Origin of the sequence: Holtiella tumoricola (genome assembly GCF_027857615.1) — a bacterium.
Classification (GTDB): domain Bacteria; phylum Bacillota; class Clostridia; order Lachnospirales; family Cellulosilyticaceae; genus Holtiella; species Holtiella tumoricola.
This window is the reverse complement of sequence record NZ_JAQIFT010000059.1, coordinates 53,394-74,046: the sequence shown is the minus strand read 5'-3', so window position 1 is coordinate 74,046 and position 20,653 is coordinate 53,394. Positions and strand designations below refer to the sequence as shown.

Genomic DNA, 20,653 nt, shown 5'->3' with positions numbered 1-20,653 from the left:
CTTTACTTATTAATCGCTACATATTATAGCATACCTTACTTCTATTTTCAAAAAAATTATGCTATACTTCGGGTATTAATTAAAGGAGGTCCTATTATGGCATTAGACGGCATTGTTGTATCTCACATCGTCTCTGAACTTCAAGAAGCCCTTATTGGTGGGCGTATCGATAAAATTTATCAACCTGAAAAGGACGAGCTCTTACTCTCTGTACGTAACCAAAAAGAAGCTTTAAAACTTTTTTTAACTGCTGGAAGTAACTACCCTCGTATTCACCTTACAACACGTGTTAAGAACACTTCTAATACACCACCTATGTTTTGTATGCTTCTTCGCAAACATCTTTCTAGTGGTCGAATTATGAATGTCTCTCAACCTGGTTTTGAACGTATCGTTCAGCTAGACATTGAAGCTACAAATGAATTAGGTGACCGCGAAAATAAACGCCTTATTATCGAAATGATGGGAAGACACAGTAATATTATTTTAACTAAAGCTGATGGTACAATCATTGATAGTATCAAACATATTTCAGCCTTACAAAGTAGTATGCGTGAACTTTTACCTGGAAAACCTTATTTTCACCCTAATAATCAAACCAAACTTGATCCAAGTGCTTTAACAAAAGAAAGCTTTATAGACCATCTTAACAGTTTAGAAGTGCCCCTCTTTAAAGCACTTTATACAACGTATCAAGGATTAAGTCCAATGGTTAGTCATGCACTTTGCCATGCGGCTGGTATGAAAGATGAAACCCTTTGTAATCTCTTATCATCTGAAGAAAGCCTAAAACTCTATAAAGTTATGAAAAACTTTATGGACGGTGTTAAAAAACATGAATTTGTGCCAACCCTTTTCTTAGATGAAACAGACCATAGCGTAGATTTTTATAGTTTCCCACTTAGCGAGTCTTTCCCTAAAAGTGAAACTTACCCGAGCTTATCAGAACTTCTAGAACATTTCTACTATGATCAATCCACACGCTCTGTTGTCTCACAAAAAACAGCAGATATTAAAAAGTTACTTTTAAACTTTATTGAGCGTAATGTACGTAAAAAAGCTATTCAAGAAAAAGCCATTGAAAGTAGTGAAGATGCAGAGATTTATAAAATTTACGGCGAGCTCCTTACAGCTTATTCGTTCCAAGTCCCTGCAGGTGCTAAGTCTTTTGAAACTGCAAACTACTATAGCGAAAACTATGAGATGATTGAGATTCCATTAGATCCACAGTTAACAGCTATTGAAAACGCCCAAAAATACTTTAAACACTATAATAAAGCTAAGCGTACACTAGTTGCAGCTCATGAGCAATTAGAACATATTAATGAAGAACTGGACTATTTAAATTCTGTGCTTGTCTCATTAGATTTCCTTCAGACACAAGCAGATATTGATGGACTGCGCTTAGAACTGATTGAAATGGGTTACCTCAAAAAACGTAAGGTAGCCAAAACAAAAGTGCCTAAAAATGTCATTCCTTATATGCACTTTGAATCTAGTGAAGGTCATACTATCTATGTAGGTAAAAACAACTATCAAAATGATGAATTGACTATGAAATTTGCTAAAACAACAGATATGTGGTTGCACATTAAAGATGGTCCTGGTTCACACGTTATTATTAAATTAAATCCTGGTGAAGCACCAAATGATGTGACGCTGATTGAAGCTGCTATGCTTGCTGCTTACTTTAGTAAAGCTAAATTCTCTAGCAATGTAGCCATTGATTATACCTACCGTAAAAATGTTAAAAAGGTTCCAAATGCGAAACCTGGTATGGTTATCTACACAAACTTTAATACAGTTTATGTCACACCAGATGAAAAACTCATTAAATCTTTAGAAAAAGGGATTCAAGGAAAATAAACCTTATCCATCACTTAAATAAAAGTCCTATAGAAGCAGGTATTTCTCCTGTGTTCTATAGGACTTTTATTTAAGTGAAAATTTATTTATTTCCTTCTTTAAACCTACCAAGAATGACAAATGCTAAAATAGAGGCTATACCTGCAAAAACAAAAGGTAGTTTAGGGCCAATTCCAAAAATAAATCCTGAGACAAGTGAACCTATGACCATCCCTAAGGCTTTAGCTGAACCTTGAACACCCATTACTGTTCCATAGTCTTTATCTGCTAACTTAGAAACCATACTTTGTTGAATAGGCATAACAAGTGCACTCACAGCTACAAATCCTACGAGGCAAAGAAGTGCTACTACCATAGAGCTTACAAGACTTGCTATAATTAAAAATATACCTGTTAAGCATGTTGTGTAACGAATAAGTGTTTTCTCCGCTACTTTCGTACTAAGCCATGGACCTATAAAGACATTCATAATAAGTCCAATAACGCCTGCTATAGCCAGTACAAGTCCATTTACTGTACTTGGCATATTTAGTACTGATTCAATATAATAATTAATGGTTGAGTTATAAGATGTTGTGGTCATATTAATAAGTGCCATAACTACAATCAATATACCTATAGCCGAATGGTAATCTAATGTCGTTCTACGTGGCTTTAAGTGTTCTAAGTAGATCACTATCTTTTCATGCTTTTCACTTTTAGTTGCCTTTTGATAAATAAATGGAATGAGTACAAGTGCTAATACAAAACAAAAGCTCCCTTGTGCTAAAAATGTATATTGGTAATTATTTTGTCCAATAAATCCACCTAATAGCGATCCTATTGAAGCCCCTAGTGAGAGTGTGGCTGTGTAATACGATAAATAACGCATACGTTCTTTAGGGCTCGTTAAGTCTGTTAAATAAGCTAATGCTGTTGTTATATAACAAATAGAAAATGTACCTCCTACCAATCTAAAAATCATAATCGGTAAAATTTGATGACTAAGTCCAAATCCCCATTGACTGAGTCCATATCCTATGACACCTAAAATAAGAAATTTCTTTCTCCCTTTTTGATCGGATAAAGAGCCCCATACAGGAGACATGACATAGTTTGCAACTGCCATTAAGGCAAAGAAAACACCAAACATATAGCTTGGAAAACCATTTTCATTAATTAACTTTGGCGTTACAGGATGAGCCATATTAAATGCAGCCATAATAAATAAATTTAAAATGAGCAAAATGTGTATTTGCTTCCTATTCGCTTTTTCTTCTGTTTGAATTAATCTGTCCATTGTTTATTCCTTCAATTCTAATGATAGTCCCTTCTATTGTAGCAAGGTCATCTACCTTTATTCAATATATACTTTTGTTTTTTCAGGAATATTTTTATAGATCCAACCACTATCTTCTTCAGATAAGCGAATACAGCCATGAGATACACGACTTCCTAACTGATAAAGTCCTGATTTAACATACTCTCCTGTTTTATCAAATAAAATAGAGTGATACATATAATCTCTAAATATAACAGAAGCATTTTTACAACGATAGCCCTTTTCCATACCAAAGTAAGGTACTTTATATTCTATCTCAAAATGTCCTGATGGCGTTAAACTTTTATCTTTACCTGTTGAACATTTCATCACTTTAACAAGTTCCCATTGATTTTTTTCTCCCTTAAAGGCATAGGTACGTTGTCTTAAAAGGTCTGTCCAAAGTAAATACTCTGTTTGACTTTCATAATCTTTAAGATTCACATAGTCTTCTAACTCCTTTTGTGTTGCTTCTCTAAGCCACTGTCCATTATCTCCTATAATTGTAATGCTTCCTAAAGGGACTGTTACTTTTTTCCCCTTTTCATCTAATATAACGTGATACTGACCTTTCTCACTTCTCCAAAGTTCTACTTCTTCACCATTTTCAAACTGGCCTACTTTATAGTTTATTTTAGCTGTCACTTTAAATTTAGGAAAAATTTTTTCTAAAGCTTTAATACGCTTTACCTTCATATAACCATTATAAAGAGGAATAGGCCTTTGCCCATAGCTTTCTGGAGAAGGCATCTGGAAATCTTGTATGGTTTCTATATAGGTATTAAGATAGATGACCGCCTTACCTTCTATAGTGGGTTGTATCTCTATCTTTTTCTCACATCTAGGGGGTAAAACTTGATTTTTCATATAAAGATCAATAAAGTTTTCACCATCCCAATACATATCAATATAATCAAAATAAATAGGATACGCTGAGCAGTTAACAATGGACCCATTTAAAATTTTCAAATAGTTTGCTTCACTGTATACTGGCTCTTCTAACCTATAGCCATCCGATGTTGCCGTTAAATCATAAAGTACCCCAAGTGTCTCTACAGGAATCATGATAGTCTTCTCTACTTTTATATGATACGTCGGTATGTACCCTATTAAAATAGGCTGCTCACCAAGTCTGACATCAACCTCAGTTCCACTATAAGGTACAATTTCTGCTAAAGTTTCTTCCTTACCTAATCTAGAAAACACTAATGTGTCTCCTATTTGGTCAAACTTAACCCCTATTGTAAGGAGTGTTTCTATAGGTAGAAGGGTTGTTTCATTGACCTCATATAAGCTAAATGTTTCCTCTTTAAACTTTAAAGTTTGTCCACTCTCTACTAAGTGTCCGATTACTAAGTTTGTATCAAAGCCTTTTAGTTCCTCACCATATAAGACATTACAACTTAGCCCAATAATGCATATAATTAAGATAAAAAAATTTGGGCGTCTCATCATCTCATTCCTCGTTTTTTCTTTTATGTTGCCCGATTGCCTATCTAAACATACAAAAAAAAGCGCTCTTACATTTTAAAATGCAAGAACACTTCTATTTATTATTTAATTTCCTGATGTTGGTATGAATGGTATAATACGACTCGCAAAGTTTTGCATTGTAATCGTTTGAAGCCATATTGTCCCCGGGCCTGTTAGTTTTGTTAAAAAGAGCCCTTCTCCACCAAAGAAGATATTCTTAAACCCTTTAACTGTCTCAATTTCATAACGTACACCACGTTCAAAACCAACTACATTTCCTGTATCAACTTTTACAACTTCACCCGGTGCTAAGTCACGTCTTACAACACTCCCTGCAACTTCTAAAAACACCATTCCATGTCCACTAATACGTTGGAGAATAAATCCCTCTCCACCAAACATACCTGCTGAGAAACGTTTTGTAAATTCCACACCTAATTCCACACCCGTTGTTCCACATAGGAAAGCACTTTTTTGGCAAATGTATTCTTTTGAACCATCTACTTCTAAAGCTAAAATTTTACCAGGAAAAGTTGAAGCAAATACGATTTCCGCATCAGGCTTTCTAGAAGTATAAGTCGCCATAAATAAGGATTCCCCTGAAAACATACGACCAATCCCTTTCATAAGACCACCTTTTACATTGGTATCCATGACAATACCATCATCCATCCAAGCCATGCCACCAGATTGTGTATAAATACTTTCGCCTGAATTAAGTTTTACTGATACCGCTGGTAAATCATCTCCAAAAACACGATACTCCATATTATTCCCCCTTTATCTCATTTCATGTTTATTATACAGCCGTCTATTTCTCCATGCAACTTAAGATTTATTAAGAAATAACTTTTAAATACGCTTCTTTAATTGCTTCATAACTTCCTTCAAGTGTTCCTTGGCAAATTTCTCTCCCTCCACCTTTACCTTTAAACTGACTATTAAGCGTTTTCGCCCAACCGCCTACAAGTTCACTCGGTCCACCCAATGCATATTTATAACCTTTCTCATCACAGGTAAGTAATAAACATGGCGCTGTAGAACGCTCCATCCATATACTTGCAAAAAGGCGTAATTCAAAAGGTGTTGCTTCTTCAAGGGTACATAAAGGTTCCTGAAGGTCTACTTGGGCCATTTTAGTTTCAAACACTTGACGCTTAAGTTTAGCAACTTGTTGCTTTAAGTCCTCTTTTTCTTCCACGAGACGACAAACTCCCTCTACCACTTCTTCGCTCTTAACAGACAATTTATCCATTAGAGCATAAACTTGATTATTTTTTAGTTGATAATCTTTTAAAGCACGCCCCCCACATAATAAGGTCAACCTGGTTCCACTTCTATGCTTATCGGCTGTTATTATTTTGATTACACCAATTTCACCTGTTGTTTCAACATGTACACCGCAGCACGCACAACAGTCATATCCTTCAATATCTACTAAGCGAATGATTCCTTCTAATCTCTTTTTAGAGCGATATGGAATCGTTTCAATTTCTTGTTGTGTATAGCCTTTTCCTTGTATAGGAATATTTTGATAGACTGCTTCATTGGCTAACCGCTCAACTTCTTCTACTTGCTCTTTGGTGAGTACACCATCAAAGTCTGCTGTCATCTTTTCTTCTCCAAGACTAAAACCTACATTGTTATAGCCATAGAGTTTATGAATAAGACCAGAGACAATATGTTCTCCGCTATGTTGCTGCATAAAGTCACGTCGTCTCTTTGCGTCCACAATGCCTTCTACCTCTTGTCCTACTTCTAGTGGTTCCCCTACAATATGATAAATATGCTCCTCTTCTTCTAGAAGCTTAACTACTGGCAATCCATTCAAAATCCCTTGGTCTGCTGGTTGCCCACCTCCTCCAGGGAAAAATGCTGTTTGATCGAGCAATACACAATAGCCTGCTTCACTTTCTATACATTTTATAACTTTTGCCTTAAAAGCCATCTCATAAGGCTTTTTATAATAAATTAAATGCGTCATCTGTACACCTCCATTAAATTTATTTTAATCCAAGCTAATTATTTCGTCTATGTATAAATATAACAGTTCTACCTCATTCATACTCTCAATACAAAAAGAGCTATTACATTTCACTGTGTAATAGCTCTTTTTTATATTCTATTTAACTTCTTTTACCCATTGATTTAATACTTTATACATTGCACGTCCAATTCTTAAATAGGCACCTTCATCTAAGTTAGCTAAAGATACACGCACACCCCACTTAGAGGATGCAAAACCATCAGCTGCAAGCAAAATCACATTATGTTGATGTGCTAATTCATAAAGGAAATCTACACATTTATAGCGTGAAATAACAGCATCTGCTACTTCTTGTCCCCATTCCTCTACTAACCACTCCTTGAGATTAACTTCTGTGTAGTAGTATGCATCATAAGGATCTTTTTTTATTACACGTTGCATCCCTTCATAAAGAGTGCGTTTACGTTTTTTACAAATACGTCTTGTAAGCTTCTTATAATGGTCACCTTCATCTAGAAGCGCAAAACCGCTAAAGAAAGCCATCTGTACTTGTTGCGGTGTAGAAAGTCCTGCTGTATGATTAAGGGCAACAAGACGACTGTCTGCTACCATACGATCAATAAACTTTACATCACAGGCATGTGTACCAAGTGATGTATAACGTTTTTCTAACTCTTCATGTTCCCATGGTTGTAATTTTTTAATTTGATCATCAAAAACATTACGCTCATGTAAGAGTACTGTCCCAAGTCTCCAGCCTGTTACACCAAAGTATTTTGAGAATGAGTAAATGCAAAGTGTATTATAAGGTAAATCTGCTAGTAAAGAACAAAATTGAGGTACAAAAGTACTATACACATCGTCTGTCACAATCATTAGATCTGGACGGTCATTTTTGACAAGATCAATAAGGTATTGCTTACTTGTTCCACTTAATGCAATAGAAAGTGGATTGTTTGGATTAACAATAAAGACTGCTTTTACCTCATTATCTTTAAGCTGATCAAGTGCTTCTTTTGTATATTGCATACTTGTATGACCATCTTCTTCAACTTCAGTTGCACGAATATAGATGGTTTCAAACTCGTAATCTGGAAGTTCTGGTATTTCTAAGTATGGTGTAAAAATAGGGGTCATAAGTGCAATTTTATCCCCTTTATGTAAAAGATGATTATGCATCAGAGAATCAAATAAATAACACATTCCTGCTGCGCCACCTTCCACACTAAACATATCAAACTTACCTTCAATTTCTCTATTAGGACAGAGTTCTTTAAGTAAATAGGCTTTTACAAGCTTTTCAATATGTACTAAAGAACGATCTGGAAACGGATATTGATCTCCAATAATCCCATGGGCTAACTCATGAATCCAAGCCTCTTCCTTAAATCCTAATGTTTTAACACCATAATCTACAAACTCACGGATAAAACCTGCAACTTTACGATCTGGGTATGCACTTAAAAAGCGAGTAAGTCGGGCGCCAATACCATCTCGGCTTGGCATCCCTGCTAAGTTTTCTTCTTGCCATGTACGTTGTGTTTCAAGTACTGCAAATTGGCCAAAAGCAAAGAAAGCTTGTCTTGGAAGAGTAGCAGTCCAGTTTGGATTCCCTCTTCCTGCATCTAAAATAGGTTGTTTTTCTTTTGAACTTTTAGCAATGTTGATTAAAATTTCCTTAAATTCAAAGCCGCTAATTTTATCGTATAACGACTCTACTTCTCCTCTTGTTGGACAAGACATGATGTGACCTCCTAGTGTTCTTCCCGCAAAAAGCTTACACTTTATAATTGATTAATTTTATTTGTTGTATAATCTAATACTTTTTGTACTTCTTCTTCATACTGAGTTGTTTTTTCCATAGATAAGTTTCCAACAGTTTGTGTCATTGGAAGTTCACCTAAAAGTTCAACATCCATCTCCTTGAAGAATTGATCCATACCCTCTTGATTAAACATTCTAATTTTCTTGCTACAATCTGGGCAAAGGATATAGCTCATATTTTCAATAACCCCAATAATAGGTACATTCATTTTACGTGTCATGTTAATAGCCTTAGATACAATCATAGAAACCATATCTTGTGGTGTAGAAATCATGACAACACCAGTCATTGGAATAGATTGCATTGTTGTAAGAGCAACATCACCTGTTCCTGGTGGCATATCGATTACTAAGTAATCTAAATCTCCCCATACAACATCTTGATAAAATTGTTTAACTGCACCTGCAATCACTGGACCTCTCCAGATAACTGGTTGATTTTCATCTTCCATAAGAAGATTAACAGACATCACACGAATGCCTTCCTCTGTTTCAACTGGGTAAATTAATTCACCTTCTGTTCTAACATTAGCTTCTTTAATGTGTAAAAGTCTTGGTATACTTGGTCCTGTAATATCAGCATCCATAATACCCACTTTATGACCTTGGCTAGCAAGTGTTTTTGCAAGTAATACAGACATTGTAGATTTACCAACGCCACCTTTACCACTCATGACACCAATAATCTTTTTAATACTACCATGTGTATTTAATTCTATTTGACAAGATGATTCACTTTTGTTGCATGAACCATGACTTGGACAACTACTACAATTTGACATCTTTAATCACCTCGTATTTTATGTTTCTTTTTTATTCTAGGTCTCTTATTCTCAACTGTCAAACCTATTTAAAAAGATGTAATTAATTTATTATTAAAAACTATCATACAGCATTTCATCATCATCTACCCATTTATGACTACATGCATTACAGCTATAATATTCATCTACAACAAAACGTACTTCATTGCTCTCTATTTCAAAAGATTGGCGTACTTTATCTAACACATCTTCCTTAAGACATTTATCATAATAGATGACATATTGTTTACTATTGGTATTATAAGCTACACGACCTCTTGGCCAAAAATCATATTTTTCATTGAATTTGGCTTCAAACTCATTACGCCATACACGGTCATGTCCTTCTGGTGGATTATAGAAAACACCTTGAATGGTTCCTTGCTGTCTGTCGTATTTTTTAGTTAAAATATCGTCTTGTTGACAAAAAAACACGCCTATTTGTGCCATGTTTGCGCCCCCTTATTCATATATTATGTCTATTCATTTCTATCCATTATGTCTAACTTTCATCTATTTGTCAAACATCTTTTTTGAATCCTTTTAAGCAAATAAAAACCACATCAAAACTTTTCTCCTGCAAAAGAAATTTTTGATGTGGTTCACTTTATCTTAAAATAGATTGTGCCATACGTCTATAAGTATGACGAATGCCACGTATAGCAATAGAGAGTGTCTTAATATTTTCTGGAAGTGCCATACCAAAGGTACCGCAATCTCCAATGTGTTGAATATCTGCACCTGCCATTTTTGAAAGGAGTGCCATTTGCTCAATCACACTTTCACTTGATCCCTCTTGTGAAGTGCCTATTGTTGTCATTGCCAATGCACCCGCTTCATGAATCGTATTTGTCATTTGCTTTGCTAGTTCTAAATCAAACCCTGGCACTGTACCTGGCGCCGGGAAAAGTACAATATCTGCACCACACTCTACAAAATCCTTCACACAAGCTACATCATATAAGTTACCACTACCTGCGCCATGCATTTTACCTGCAATAATTAAAACTTCTTCTCCCAATACCTCTTTAGCTAGCTTAATACCTTCACAAATAGTTTCATGGGTTACACCTGTATTCGGATTTCCTGTAAGGACTATATAATCAAAACCATAGGCTAAAGCACGTTCTAAATTCTCACGACTTAAACAATAGCCTGGTTCATAAGTGCTTCCTTCTGGCACCGGTTCTAAGTTTACACCAATTAAGCGACCCACCATTTTTTTTAATTTTCGAATATAATCAGTATCCACCAAATTATCTGCAATTTGCTTTTCTAACTTCTTAACTAATTCACCCATTCCTTGCATAGCATCTATTTCCGGATGCACACCCCATATAAATGGTGCATTAAAATTAAAAGTATTGAGTGTAATCATATCTGCTCCAAAACTTGCCGCAAGCTCTAAGTTAGATACTTCTCTAATATAAGGGGTATAGCTTACAATCGTTTCAGAAACAACAGTACGCCCTTCTGATGTGGCAATAATCTGTTTAAGTTCCTTCTTACTTAGTGATTCAATATCTTTAGTTGTGAGCTCAAAAATTCTTTTCATTTTATCCTCCTATTGTTCATCCATTGCACGATTGGCAAGCGCATCTGCTTTATTATTTCCAAAATTATCACTGTGCCCTTTAACTTTTACAAATTTAATATCTTTAAATTTTTGTTTTTCCGCATACAGCTGTTGCCAAAGTTCTTTATTTTCTACAGGCTCTTTCTTTGATGTCACCCAGCCTTTTTTCATCCAATTATAAATCCAACTTGTAATCCCATTTAAAACATAGGCGCTATCTACCATAACTTCTATGGGTACATCTTTCCATTTAACTGCGCGTAAACCTTCTATACAAGCTGTAAGCTCCATAATATTATTGGTTGTTCCACGGGTTCCACCATAAAGTTCTTTTGTTTTATCTTGATAGGTTAAATATACACCCCATCCACCTATATTATTATTTTTCCCATTTCCACGACATCCACCATCGCAATAAATGATTATTTTATCCATAGTTCACCTATTTTCTCATCTCATTTAGTTTTAGTCCATTTACCTTTATTATATCTAACTTATCCCTGAAATTAAACACCTAATAAAATACAAAATCCCTAGAATTCCTTCTAGGGATCATAAATTCTTTTAAATTATACGAGGTAATGAATAAAAGCTGTCGCAAGCCCAAGGAAGAAGAAGAAACCAAGTACATCTGTAAATGTGGTTACAAATACTGAAGATGCTAAAGCAGGGTCTATCTTCATTTTCTTAAGAACAATCGGCACAACAAGTCCTGATAATGTCGCTACAATCATGTTAAGAATCATAGCAATACCTATGACTGCTCCAAATATAATATTACCTTCCCATAAGTAGCCAAGCACTGCTATAACAGCACCAATAGATACCCCTGTAATAAGACCAATTCCAAGTTCTTTAAGTAAGGCTTTTTTAAAGTGTTTTAAATCTAATTCTCCCAGTGCCAATCCACGTACAATAACAGTCAGTGTTTGTGTACCTGCATTACCACCCATCCCAGCTACAATTGGCATAAAAGTAGCCAGAGAAACAACTTTTTCAATTGTTCCTTCAAAAAGTCCTACTACAGCAGAAGCAAAGATTGCTGTGAGTAAGTTTACAAATAACCAAGGCAATCTACTTTTAACAGATTCTTTTAAAGTACCATTAACTTTTTCACCTTCACCAACACCCCCTAGTTTATGGATGTCTTCGGTATTTTCATCACGTAAGATTTGCATGACGTCATCAACTGTTACGATACCAAGTAGGCGCCCAACACGATCTACAACAGGTAGTGTTAAATAACCATATTTCTCAAATAAATGCCCTACTTCTTCTTGATCCATATCAAAAGGAATGGTCTCTACATTGGGTTGCAAAATTTCCCCTATAGTTGTATCAAAATGAGTTGTTACTAACTCTTTAAGTGTTACAACTCCTTTTAATTTATCAAAATCATCAACGACATATAAGTCATAGGCATGATCAATTTCTTCTTTATTATCTTGTAAATATCTTAAAGTTTGTTTTACTGTCATATAAGCTTTAACACAAACAAACTCTGTTGCCATAATCCCTGCTGCAGTATCTGGATCGTAACTTAAAAGTTGGCGTACTTTTCTTGCATCTTCTTCTGTCATCTTCGCTAAGATTTTATTTGCCTGTGTTTCATCTAGCATTCCTAATAAGTCTGTAAGCTCATCAGACGCCATTTCTTCAATAATATTGCGTTGTCTATTTTCACTAAAACTTGTAAGTAAGTTATATTTTTCTTCTGGCTCTGCCTCATCAATAATTGAGGCAATATAATGTTCTGGTAGTCTACTTAAAATATCTAATCCGTTTTCTTCATCTTCTTTTAAGATATCTAAAATATCAACTGGGTGGATATTTTCAATGTATTCAATAATTCTTGCTTGTGGTGCGTGAAGAAGAAACTTTTTAAGTTCTTCTTGGCTCATGTTTGTTTTCATTATCTGTCCCCTCTCTCAGGGAGCACCAGTTCCTACTGTGGTATGACTGGCCGCATCCCCGTCTATCTGATTACTTCCCGATTGTTCGTTGCTACTCTTTGGCGAATCCAATCATACCACCTCCTTTTATCTTCTACTTATTCCTATAACATTTTTATTCATTATATAACTTCCTAGACACATAAAAAAGGCTTCTTGCTAGACGCAAAAAGCCATAAAATACGGACTTCACAACGTTTTAGCACTATAAAGCGTAGACGATTTGTCAGCTACATTAAAAATAACCTTGTGGATCATTTCTGTTCACCCATTGGAATCTCTAGATTTTTCTGGGCAGCAGCCTGTGTCTTTATAGGAGCCTCACCTAAAAAATGTCACTCTTCTTTATTCATCATACAAAATCCCTTTTTATCTGTCAATAGAATGTCTTAAAAGCTTACTTGTAAAACGCATAATTAATTTTAAGATTTCATTAACTAAAATAACTGAAGTACCTACTAAAATAATTTTACCCCACATATTTTGATTAAGTGGTACGGCATTAAAGAACTTACCTGCAAATTGAGTAATAATAATTTGTACAGCACCTGTTGCTGCAATGACTTGCAATGCAATTTTATTCTTTGTAAAGTTTGGGAAAATACTTGCAATACCAAATTCTCTACAGTTAAAAGCATTAAACAATACTAAAAATGCAAATAAACTAAAGGTTACTGTTTGCATTTCACTGGCATGTCCAATGACACGTGTTGGATCTGCGCCAAGGAAATTCCACTTAATTTGTGCATAAAGTACGCCTGCGATATACAAACTGTTAAGGGCAATAGTCAAAATCATAAAACGGTTAATAATACTCGCTTTACGATCAATAGGTTTACGTTTCATAACTGTTTCACGAATCGGTTCAAGTCCCAGTACTAAAGCAGGTGGTCCATCCATAATAATATTAATCCATAAGAGATGGATCGTTGTAAATGGCATATCATGTCCCATCAGTTGGCTAAGAATAGCCATTAAGAACGCAATAATGTTAACCGTAAGCTGGAACTGAATAAAGCGTTGGAAGTTATTATAAATCCCACGTCCCCATTTAATAGCTTGTACAATGGTACTAAAACTATCATCTGTCAAAATAATATCTGCTGCATTTTTACTCACTTCTGTCCCTGCAATACCCATGGCTACACCTACATCTGCTTTTGTAAGAGCAGGGGCATCGTTAATACCATCTCCAGTTACAGCTACAACTTCACCATTGCGTTGTAAGGCTTGTACAATACGCATTTTAGTTGTAGGTTTTGATCTTGCTACAATACCAATTGTTTTAATTTCTTTACAAAGGTCTTCTTCACTAAGCTCATCAATATAGCTTGATTCAACTGCTCTTAATTGATTTGGTCCTCCTACAATGCCAAGTTGTTTACCTATAGCAATAGCCGTTTGAATATTATCCCCTGTAAGCATTTTCGTTTCAATACCACCATCTGCGGCAATTTCAATAGATTCTTGTACACCGTCGCGAAGAGGATCTTGTATACCTACAAATCCTTGGAAGATTAAAGTTTTATTCCAATTTTCTCGTGTCTTATAGTCTTTGATTGTTTCACTTTCTAAATAGCCAAAACCTAATACACGCATGGCTTCTTTTTGGAGACATGCCATTTCCTTTAAAATTTCTTGTTTACGTGTTCCTGTAAGAGGTACAACATTATCACCACGTCTTTCATACTGGCATTGTTCTAATATAACTTCTGGCGCACCTTTTGAATAAATTTTATACTTTTTAGGTGTGTGAATAATGGTAAGCATATATTTGTTTTGAGAATTAAATGGCATTTGACGTACTAAGTCACTTACCTCTCTTGCTGTTTGATAATTAAAATCTTTGCAAAGTCTTAAAAGTGCACATTCCGTAGCACTTCCTATGTATTTAGGTTCTTGTCCACTATATTCTACATCTGCTGTACTATTGATAAGGCAATTATGAATGAAATCTTTGTATTTAGGAAAAGCATTCTTATCAATATATTTCCCCTCTAAATAGACACGCTCAACTTGCATACGATTTTGTGTCAATGTTCCTGTTTTATCACTACAAATAACACTTACACTACCGATTGTTTCACAAGCTTCTTTTTTACGTACAAGTGCATTTATTTTTGCCATTTGTTTCATTGTAATAGCAAGAGTAATATTGATCATTGTTGTTAAACCTTCTGGTACTGCTGCTACAATAAGTGCAACACAAACAACAAAAGCTGTTTTAATATCTGGGAAACACGTAGCGAGCCCACCCAGTGAAGCCTTTAGAGCCTCTCCATTTCTAAAGTCTAACTTGATAGAAGATTCCTGTATAATTTGGCAAAACATATAGACAAATAACATAGCTGCAATCGCTGAAGAAATTTGTGAAATACGTTTCCCTAAATGATCTAGTTTGATCTGAAGTGGCGTATCTGTATCACGTTCTCCAAGTTCACGTGCAATATGCCCCATCTCTGTTCCATCTCCTGTTGCAGTTACAACCATTATAGCTGTTCCTTGGGCAACTAAGGTACCACCAAAAAGCATATTTTTCTGATCTGCTAAATGGTCTGATTCTATAATACAATCATGCTTTACAACGTCATCTGATTCTCCAGTCAGCATGTCCTCTCTTACTTTAAACTCAAGTGCTTTGAGGATACGTCCATCTGCTGGCACCATATCTCCTGTTTCCAAGAAAATAATATCTCCAATAACTACATCACTTTTATGAATAATTTTTTTTACACCATCACGCATGACTTTAACTTGTATATCTTCTGTCATCTGAGCCAGTGCATCTGCTGCTTTCTTAGATTTACTTTCTGTAATAAAACCAATTGTACTACCAATTAAAATAGCCAAACAAATACCTATTGCATCATGGTACTCTTTAATAAGCAAGCTAATCCCTGCTGCAATCAGCAAAATAATAATCAATTGTTGGCTTAAAAGTTCTTTGACCTCTTGAATGAGACTACTTTGTTTGGGCTTAGTAAATTCATTTTTTCCATAGGTTTGAATACGATTACCCGCTTCTTTTTCTGTAAGTCCCTTTTCTTCTAACACCTTGAGTTGCTTTAGAACTTTATCCTTAGGTTGTCTGTAAAACTTATTTTCCACAGTATCTTGTCCTCCTTCTCCCTTAAGTATAGGTAATGTATTATATGCCTACATTTTCACAAATATGCCAACTTGTCCTCTATTTTATCTCTCTGTCCTCTCTTCCTCCCAAAACCATTCTCATCACTGAAAAATACCTTCGTACAATAAAAAAAGAGACTACTTTTAAGTAATCTCCTCTACTAATTAAAACAATTTCATAAAAGCTAAAATAATTAATGTCACACCACTTAGCCATGAAATTTGTATGTTTTTAAGTTTAGCTAATTTATGTCCTAGCCAGCAACCTAATAAGATTGCAACCATACTGACAATCATAGAAACAATAGCTGTTTCTAGATAAGGTGTTTCTACAAGACCACTTCCAAATCCTGCAGCAATACCATCTAAAGACAATACAATCCCTAAAGATATGGCTTCTTTAACACTTAAAACTTTTGAATGGTCTTGATCAGCTTTTGTATTATCCATATAAATGTCTAATATAAAATGATAGTCCCAACATTTAAAACTTAGTCCCTGTACATGATTAGAATGGCGATTAAGTACATCTTTAATGACACCTTCACAAAATCTTGACAGACCTAAAAGTAATAAAAGCACAAAACATACTATAGCAGTCACTTGTGGTGGCAACCAATTACTTACAAGTGCACCACATGCCATAGATATAAGTAAAATAACTGAACTTACGCCACTTAAGGCAAATGCAGAACCAAAAGGAATTTTAATTTCATCTACACCATAAGCAACGCTTGCCACAAAAGCATCTATAGATAAGGCCATGACTAATAATAAGACTTCTATCATGTTATCCTAAACCACCTTCATTGATCTTCTCCTTATCTATTTATATGAAATTCCCTTAAAAAGGTTCTACTCCTTCTTCGTTAAAAGGTGGGATAAAACTTTCTTTATTGGTCTCACCTTCCTGAATAAAACCATTTTCTACACCTAATTCAATGGCATAATCCACTAAATAGTCATAATGTGCTGGCGAAAGTGAGCGATTTAACTCAGGATACTGGCTGACATGTGGCAAAGGCGTATATTGATTCATAATACTTATAAAAATTTTATCACCATAAGTATGATAAAGTGTCTCAATAATTTTTTTAGAATCAAATAACAACCCTGGCAACATAAGATGCCTTACAATAACACCTTTTTGGATAACCCCTTCTTCATTAAAACGTGCTTTACCTACTTGACGTACCATTTCTTCTAACGCTTCACTGGCATAGGTTTTATAACCTGGTGCAGAAGAATACTTTTGGGCATAGCTCTCTTTAAAATATTTGAAATCTGGTAGGTACACATCAATAGATCCTTCTAACAGTTTTAAAGTTTCTACCCTTTCATAACCACTGCTATTATAGATAATAGGCAGATGAAGACCTTTGCTTTTTGCCTGTTTTAAAGCTTCTATAATTTGTGGCACATAATGGGTAGGTGTCACTAAATTAATATTGAGTGCCCCCTGCTCCTGAAGTTCAATAAAAATTTGTGCCAATCTTTCTATTGTAATACCTTTACCTTTTCCAACTGTACTAATTTCATGATTCTGGCAAAATACACATTTTAAAGTACAGTGTGAAAAGAATACCGTTCCTGATCCTTTTTCACCTGATATACAAGGTTCCTCCCAGTAATGAAGTGCAGCACGGGCAATATATACCTTACTATCTGCCTTACAAAATCCAAGTTGTCCTTCTAAACGGTTAACCCCACATGCTCTTGGACAAAGTTTACATGCTTGTAATTTTTCTAACATTTTTATGCCCTCTCTTTTACAAACTCTCTATAGACTTAAAACGACTCGCTTCTTCCATAATCTTTGTACGATTACCAATAACACAAGTTCCATTAAGCTTACATACTGCTTCTACTAAATCTGCACAATTTCTTAAATCTTCTATGGTGGTATTTAAAACTTCTTGCCATTCTTTTTCAATGATATCCTTAGTGACATGGGTAAGACCATAAATAAGGACTTGTTCACTTTTTTGTTCCATTGTTAAAGGATTAGTCAGCCCACCTATTGTCCCAATAATACAACGTTCTAATTCCTTTAACGAAAGGTCTAGTTTCTGGATAAAAGCTACTGCCTCATTAAAAGCCTCTAATGTGGCACCCAGTTCCGGATCACACGAAGAACAAAAGACCATATTCCCATCTCTTCCTAACGTTAACTGAGCACCATAGGCACCCCCTTGTAATCTTACCTTATCCCATAAATAGGTGCTGTCTAAAATATGATTAAGTACATATAAACTTCCCGTAAAGTTAAAACCTAAATCTTTAAAGTTTCCTCCCATAGTAATAGCCTGCACACCTGTTGCGGTGTAAAAAGCTTGATTCTTAATCTCAGGCTCAAACTGATAAGTTACTTTTTGTAATTGTTGTACAGGTAAACAACCTATAAACTGCTCTAAATAATTTTTTACCGTAGGTTGTGACTGAGCTGGTGCTGTTACACTCACAAATAAATCTTGGCGCTGTATAATCTGTTTATAAAGTCTTTCTAAGTTTTCTACCAATCTCTTAAAGCCTTTTTTCCTATCTTCTATAAGCTCCACTTTTAATGCTTTAAGAAAATCATAATAAATCATCCCAGATACATAATCTTCATAGATTGCCGCCTGAGATCCATAAGTATAAAGAGTACGTGTTGCACGGTATTCAGGCGTACTTTTAAAGCTTCGCTCCATTTCATAGAGTATTAAATCAATCAATTCATGAACCTTCATCTCATCATTAAACTGAGTGTGACAAGTGATTTCTTCAAGTAAATGAGGTAAGCTTTCTAGTTGAGACATTAACACCTTTAAAGATATTTTTAAATAGGGTTTAAAAGCATGAGTATTGTTACATTCTGCATAAGCTTGAACACTACAATTAAGTCCACCTGTTTCTTTATTTATAGCATTTTCTAAGGCATGATAACTATAATGAGTTGTACCTACATAGGTAAGAAGATTGCTCAGTAATCCTAAATAATTTAAATCTTTCTGACTTACACTTGCCACATCAAATAGCACATGAATATAAGCAATATCTTGTGTATCTAAATGATGCCACTGCCATGTTATGCCTTCTTCTTGACTCGTTGTAAAGGTTGGGTACTTTGGATGGTTAGGTAGATCCTCTAAACTTAAATGAGGTAACTTCTCTAAGTCCTCAATAGCATTTTGTTGTTCTTGCAAATCCTCAAGCGTTTCACTTGCTAAAATTAACTTTGTAAGACCTTCTTGTGTTAAACTTTGTTTATAAGCTTCAAGCTCATTATTAAACTTTATTTCTTCCATCTCATACTGTTTTTCATCAGGTTCTAAAAGAGCACAAACTGCATGGGAATTGTTTAAAAAGTATGTTTCTATAATCTGTTCAAAGTAACCTTTATCTTTTTGCTCTGCAATCTCTTGAAGTGCCTTTTCATACTTTAAATGACTAAAAGGATGTCCATCGTATAATACACCCATTTGTACCTCTTCACTTAAAATAACGCCCTTAGCTTCCCAAGGTGTGTCCCCTTCTTTCAAACTAAACGTTACTGTATTAAATGCCGCATCGATTAAATCTTTTGAAATACCTTCTTTCACTAACTTTTTAAACACGTTAAATATACGTTTTTTAAAGGTATTATGATGTGCCTTGTGTGTTCCATTTAATATAATAGAAAAAGTCGGTTGACGTTTCCCTGTATCATAGCCACTTTCGTCTATACTTTTACCGATACTCTTTTTACCAAGTAACACCTCATATAGAGGTGAAGCTGGACTTTTAAGAAGCATATGTTCTAACATTTCAAAAGCTAACCTTAACGTAACATTATGGATTTCTCCAACTACAAAAGTTAACGCTAGAAGTGCTTCTTCTTTTTCTTCTTTTGCTTCTATAGGATAATACCCCTGACACATTTTTAATGTTTCAAAAGGCTTTTGAAGAGGAATATCCGCTCTTATTTCTTCTTTTACAAAAGCTTGTAGTACTTCATCTAGTTGCTTAAGCCTTGCTTGTAAATCACACTTCCCATACAAGAAGAAAGTACAGTTGCTTGGTTTATAATAAGTATCATAAAAACTTAAAAATGCCTTTTCATCTAATTTTACAATCTCTTCTGGCTTTCCACCTGAATCATATTTATAGCATGTATCTGGGAATAAATTTTCATGAATAAGATGCTCAAGTCTTGTAGAAGGCTCCATATATTCACCATTCATTTCATTGTAAACAATTCCTGTATAACTTAAAGGACTTTCAGCATCTTCTATACTATAGCGCCATCCTTCTTGCTTAAACAAATAAAGTCGCTCATGAATTAATGGATGAAAGATTAAATCTAAGTACACTTCAATCAAGTTACCAAAATCTTTTTCATTTTGGCTCGCACAATAATACATGGTCATATCTTTATAAGTACATGCATTTAAGCTAGTATTTAGTGAACCTTTATCTAATTCCATAAATGTATCTTTCAATGGATATTTTTTAGAAGCGCAACACACCGTATGCTCAACAATATGGGCCACACCTGTATTATTTGTAGGCAGTGTCTTAAACGATGCTGTAAAAACTTGATGATTATCTTCATTGTCAAGTTGTATAAGTCTTGCTCCACTTTTTATATGCTCATAAATACGTGCATAACTTCCTATCTCTTCAATCCATTCTTCTTCTATAAGTAAAAACCCATTTTCTTGGGCTATTTGCTGTAATAACATAAGGTATTCCTTTCTATTTTCCTAGTTCTTTATAGAACTA

General features: G+C 34.8%; 15 protein-coding genes and 1 riboswitch. Of the genes, 1 reads left to right on the top strand and 14 read right to left on the bottom strand.

Annotation, left to right across the window (positions count from 1 at the left end; all coding sequences use genetic code 11):
- Positions 1-96 precede the first annotated feature (96 nt).
- The gene (locus PBV87_RS16600; protein WP_271013006.1) at positions 97-1,866 is read left to right on the top strand and encodes an Rqc2 family fibronectin-binding protein; all 1,770 of its coding nucleotides are present in this window, start codon (positions 97-99) and stop codon (positions 1,864-1,866) included.
- Between the two features lie 82 nt (positions 1,867-1,948).
- Here PBV87_RS16600 and PBV87_RS16595 read toward each other — a convergent pair whose 3' ends face one another.
- The 14 genes from PBV87_RS16595 to PBV87_RS16530 all read right to left on the bottom strand — a co-directional run bounded on the left by PBV87_RS16595 (position 1,949) and on the right by PBV87_RS16530 (position 20,613).
- On the bottom strand, positions 1,949-3,145 hold the full coding sequence (locus tag PBV87_RS16595) for an MFS transporter (RefSeq protein ID WP_271013005.1): 1,197 nt from the start codon (positions 3,143-3,145) through the stop codon (positions 1,949-1,951).
- Between the two features lie 57 nt (positions 3,146-3,202).
- Complete coding sequence (locus PBV87_RS16590) at positions 3,203-4,621, bottom strand: L,D-transpeptidase (RefSeq protein WP_271013004.1); 1,419 nt, start codon at positions 4,619-4,621, stop codon at positions 3,203-3,205.
- Between the two features lie 102 nt (positions 4,622-4,723).
- On the bottom strand, positions 4,724-5,407 hold the full coding sequence (locus PBV87_RS16585; protein WP_271013003.1) for a TIGR00266 family protein: 684 nt from the start codon (positions 5,405-5,407) through the stop codon (positions 4,724-4,726).
- Between the two features lie 70 nt (positions 5,408-5,477).
- Positions 5,478-6,623: an alanyl-tRNA editing protein gene (locus PBV87_RS16580; protein ID WP_271013002.1), complete on the bottom strand. Its 1,146-nt coding sequence runs from the start codon at positions 6,621-6,623 to the stop codon at positions 5,478-5,480.
- A 138-nt stretch (positions 6,624-6,761) separates the two neighbouring features.
- Positions 6,762-8,369: an aspartate 4-decarboxylase gene (gene aspD / locus PBV87_RS16575; protein WP_271013001.1), complete on the bottom strand. Its 1,608-nt coding sequence runs from the start codon at positions 8,367-8,369 to the stop codon at positions 6,762-6,764.
- A gap of 41 nt (positions 8,370-8,410) precedes the next feature.
- Positions 8,411-9,232, bottom strand: coding sequence for an Mrp/NBP35 family ATP-binding protein (locus PBV87_RS16570; RefSeq protein ID WP_271013000.1), 822 nt, complete (start codon positions 9,230-9,232; stop codon positions 8,411-8,413).
- Between the two features lie 93 nt (positions 9,233-9,325).
- Positions 9,326-9,703, bottom strand: coding sequence for a hypothetical protein (locus tag PBV87_RS16565; RefSeq protein WP_271012999.1), 378 nt, complete (start codon positions 9,701-9,703; stop codon positions 9,326-9,328).
- A gap of 157 nt (positions 9,704-9,860) precedes the next feature.
- The gene (locus PBV87_RS16560; protein WP_271012998.1) at positions 9,861-10,808 is read right to left on the bottom strand and encodes a DUF7916 family protein; all 948 of its coding nucleotides are present in this window, start codon (positions 10,806-10,808) and stop codon (positions 9,861-9,863) included.
- A 9-nt stretch (positions 10,809-10,817) separates the two neighbouring features.
- Positions 10,818-11,264: a ribonuclease HI gene (gene rnhA / locus PBV87_RS16555; RefSeq protein WP_271012997.1), complete on the bottom strand. Its 447-nt coding sequence runs from the start codon at positions 11,262-11,264 to the stop codon at positions 10,818-10,820.
- Positions 11,265-11,398: 134 nt separating this feature from the next.
- Positions 11,399-12,742 (bottom strand): magnesium transporter, encoded by a 1,344-nt coding sequence (gene mgtE, locus PBV87_RS16550; RefSeq protein WP_053984020.1) that lies wholly within the window; start codon positions 12,740-12,742, stop codon positions 11,399-11,401.
- Between the two features lie 217 nt (positions 12,743-12,959).
- A riboswitch (M-box (ykoK) riboswitch) is annotated at positions 12,960-13,121 on the bottom strand.
- A 29-nt stretch (positions 13,122-13,150) separates the two neighbouring features.
- Positions 13,151-15,889 carry a calcium-translocating P-type ATPase, PMCA-type gene (locus PBV87_RS16545; protein ID WP_053984021.1) on the bottom strand — a complete coding sequence of 913 codons (2,739 nt, stop codon included), beginning with the start codon at positions 15,887-15,889 and terminating at the stop codon, positions 13,151-13,153.
- Positions 15,890-16,075: 186 nt separating this feature from the next.
- Positions 16,076-16,699 carry a sporulation membrane protein YtaF gene (gene ytaF, locus PBV87_RS16540; protein WP_053984022.1) on the bottom strand — a complete coding sequence of 208 codons (624 nt, stop codon included), beginning with the start codon at positions 16,697-16,699 and terminating at the stop codon, positions 16,076-16,078.
- A gap of 55 nt (positions 16,700-16,754) precedes the next feature.
- The gene (locus PBV87_RS16535) at positions 16,755-17,663 is read right to left on the bottom strand and encodes a radical SAM protein (RefSeq protein WP_271012995.1); all 909 of its coding nucleotides are present in this window, start codon (positions 17,661-17,663) and stop codon (positions 16,755-16,757) included.
- A 16-nt stretch (positions 17,664-17,679) separates the two neighbouring features.
- Positions 17,680-20,613, bottom strand: coding sequence for an insulinase family protein (locus tag PBV87_RS16530; RefSeq protein WP_271012994.1), 2,934 nt, complete (start codon positions 20,611-20,613; stop codon positions 17,680-17,682).
- Positions 20,614-20,653 lie beyond the last annotated feature (40 nt).

Bases quoted from the DNA above. Each gene is read 5' to 3' on its own strand.
- PBV87_RS16565 (WP_271012999.1), bottom strand. From the start codon at position 9,703: ATGGCACAAATAGGCGTGTTTTTTTGTCAACAAGACGATATTTTAACT.
- PBV87_RS16530 (WP_271012994.1), bottom strand. From the start codon at position 20,613: ATGTTATTACAGCAAATAGCCCAAGAAAATGGGTTTTTACTTATAGAA.
- PBV87_RS16580 (WP_271013002.1), bottom strand. From the start codon at position 6,623: ATGACGCATTTAATTTATTATAAAAAGCCTTATGAGATGGCTTTTAAG.
- PBV87_RS16560 (WP_271012998.1), bottom strand. From the start codon at position 10,808: ATGAAAAGAATTTTTGAGCTCACAACTAAAGATATTGAATCACTAAGT.
- ytaF (WP_053984022.1), bottom strand. From the start codon at position 16,699: ATGATAGAAGTCTTATTATTAGTCATGGCCTTATCTATAGATGCTTTT.
- mgtE (WP_053984020.1), bottom strand. From the start codon at position 12,742: ATGAAAACAAACATGAGCCAAGAAGAACTTAAAAAGTTTCTTCTTCAC.
- PBV87_RS16535 (WP_271012995.1), bottom strand. From the start codon at position 17,663: ATGTTAGAAAAATTACAAGCATGTAAACTTTGTCCAAGAGCATGTGGG.
- aspD (WP_271013001.1), bottom strand. From the start codon at position 8,369: ATGTCTTGTCCAACAAGAGGAGAAGTAGAGTCGTTATACGATAAAATT.
- PBV87_RS16595 (WP_271013005.1), bottom strand. From the start codon at position 3,145: ATGGACAGATTAATTCAAACAGAAGAAAAAGCGAATAGGAAGCAAATA.
- PBV87_RS16600 (WP_271013006.1), top strand. From the start codon at position 97: ATGGCATTAGACGGCATTGTTGTATCTCACATCGTCTCTGAACTTCAA.
- PBV87_RS16570 (WP_271013000.1), bottom strand. From the start codon at position 9,232: ATGTCAAATTGTAGTAGTTGTCCAAGTCATGGTTCATGCAACAAAAGT.
- PBV87_RS16585 (WP_271013003.1), bottom strand. From the start codon at position 5,407: ATGGAGTATCGTGTTTTTGGAGATGATTTACCAGCGGTATCAGTAAAA.
- rnhA (WP_271012997.1), bottom strand. From the start codon at position 11,264: ATGGATAAAATAATCATTTATTGCGATGGTGGATGTCGTGGAAATGGG.
- PBV87_RS16590 (WP_271013004.1), bottom strand. From the start codon at position 4,621: ATGATGAGACGCCCAAATTTTTTTATCTTAATTATATGCATTATTGGG.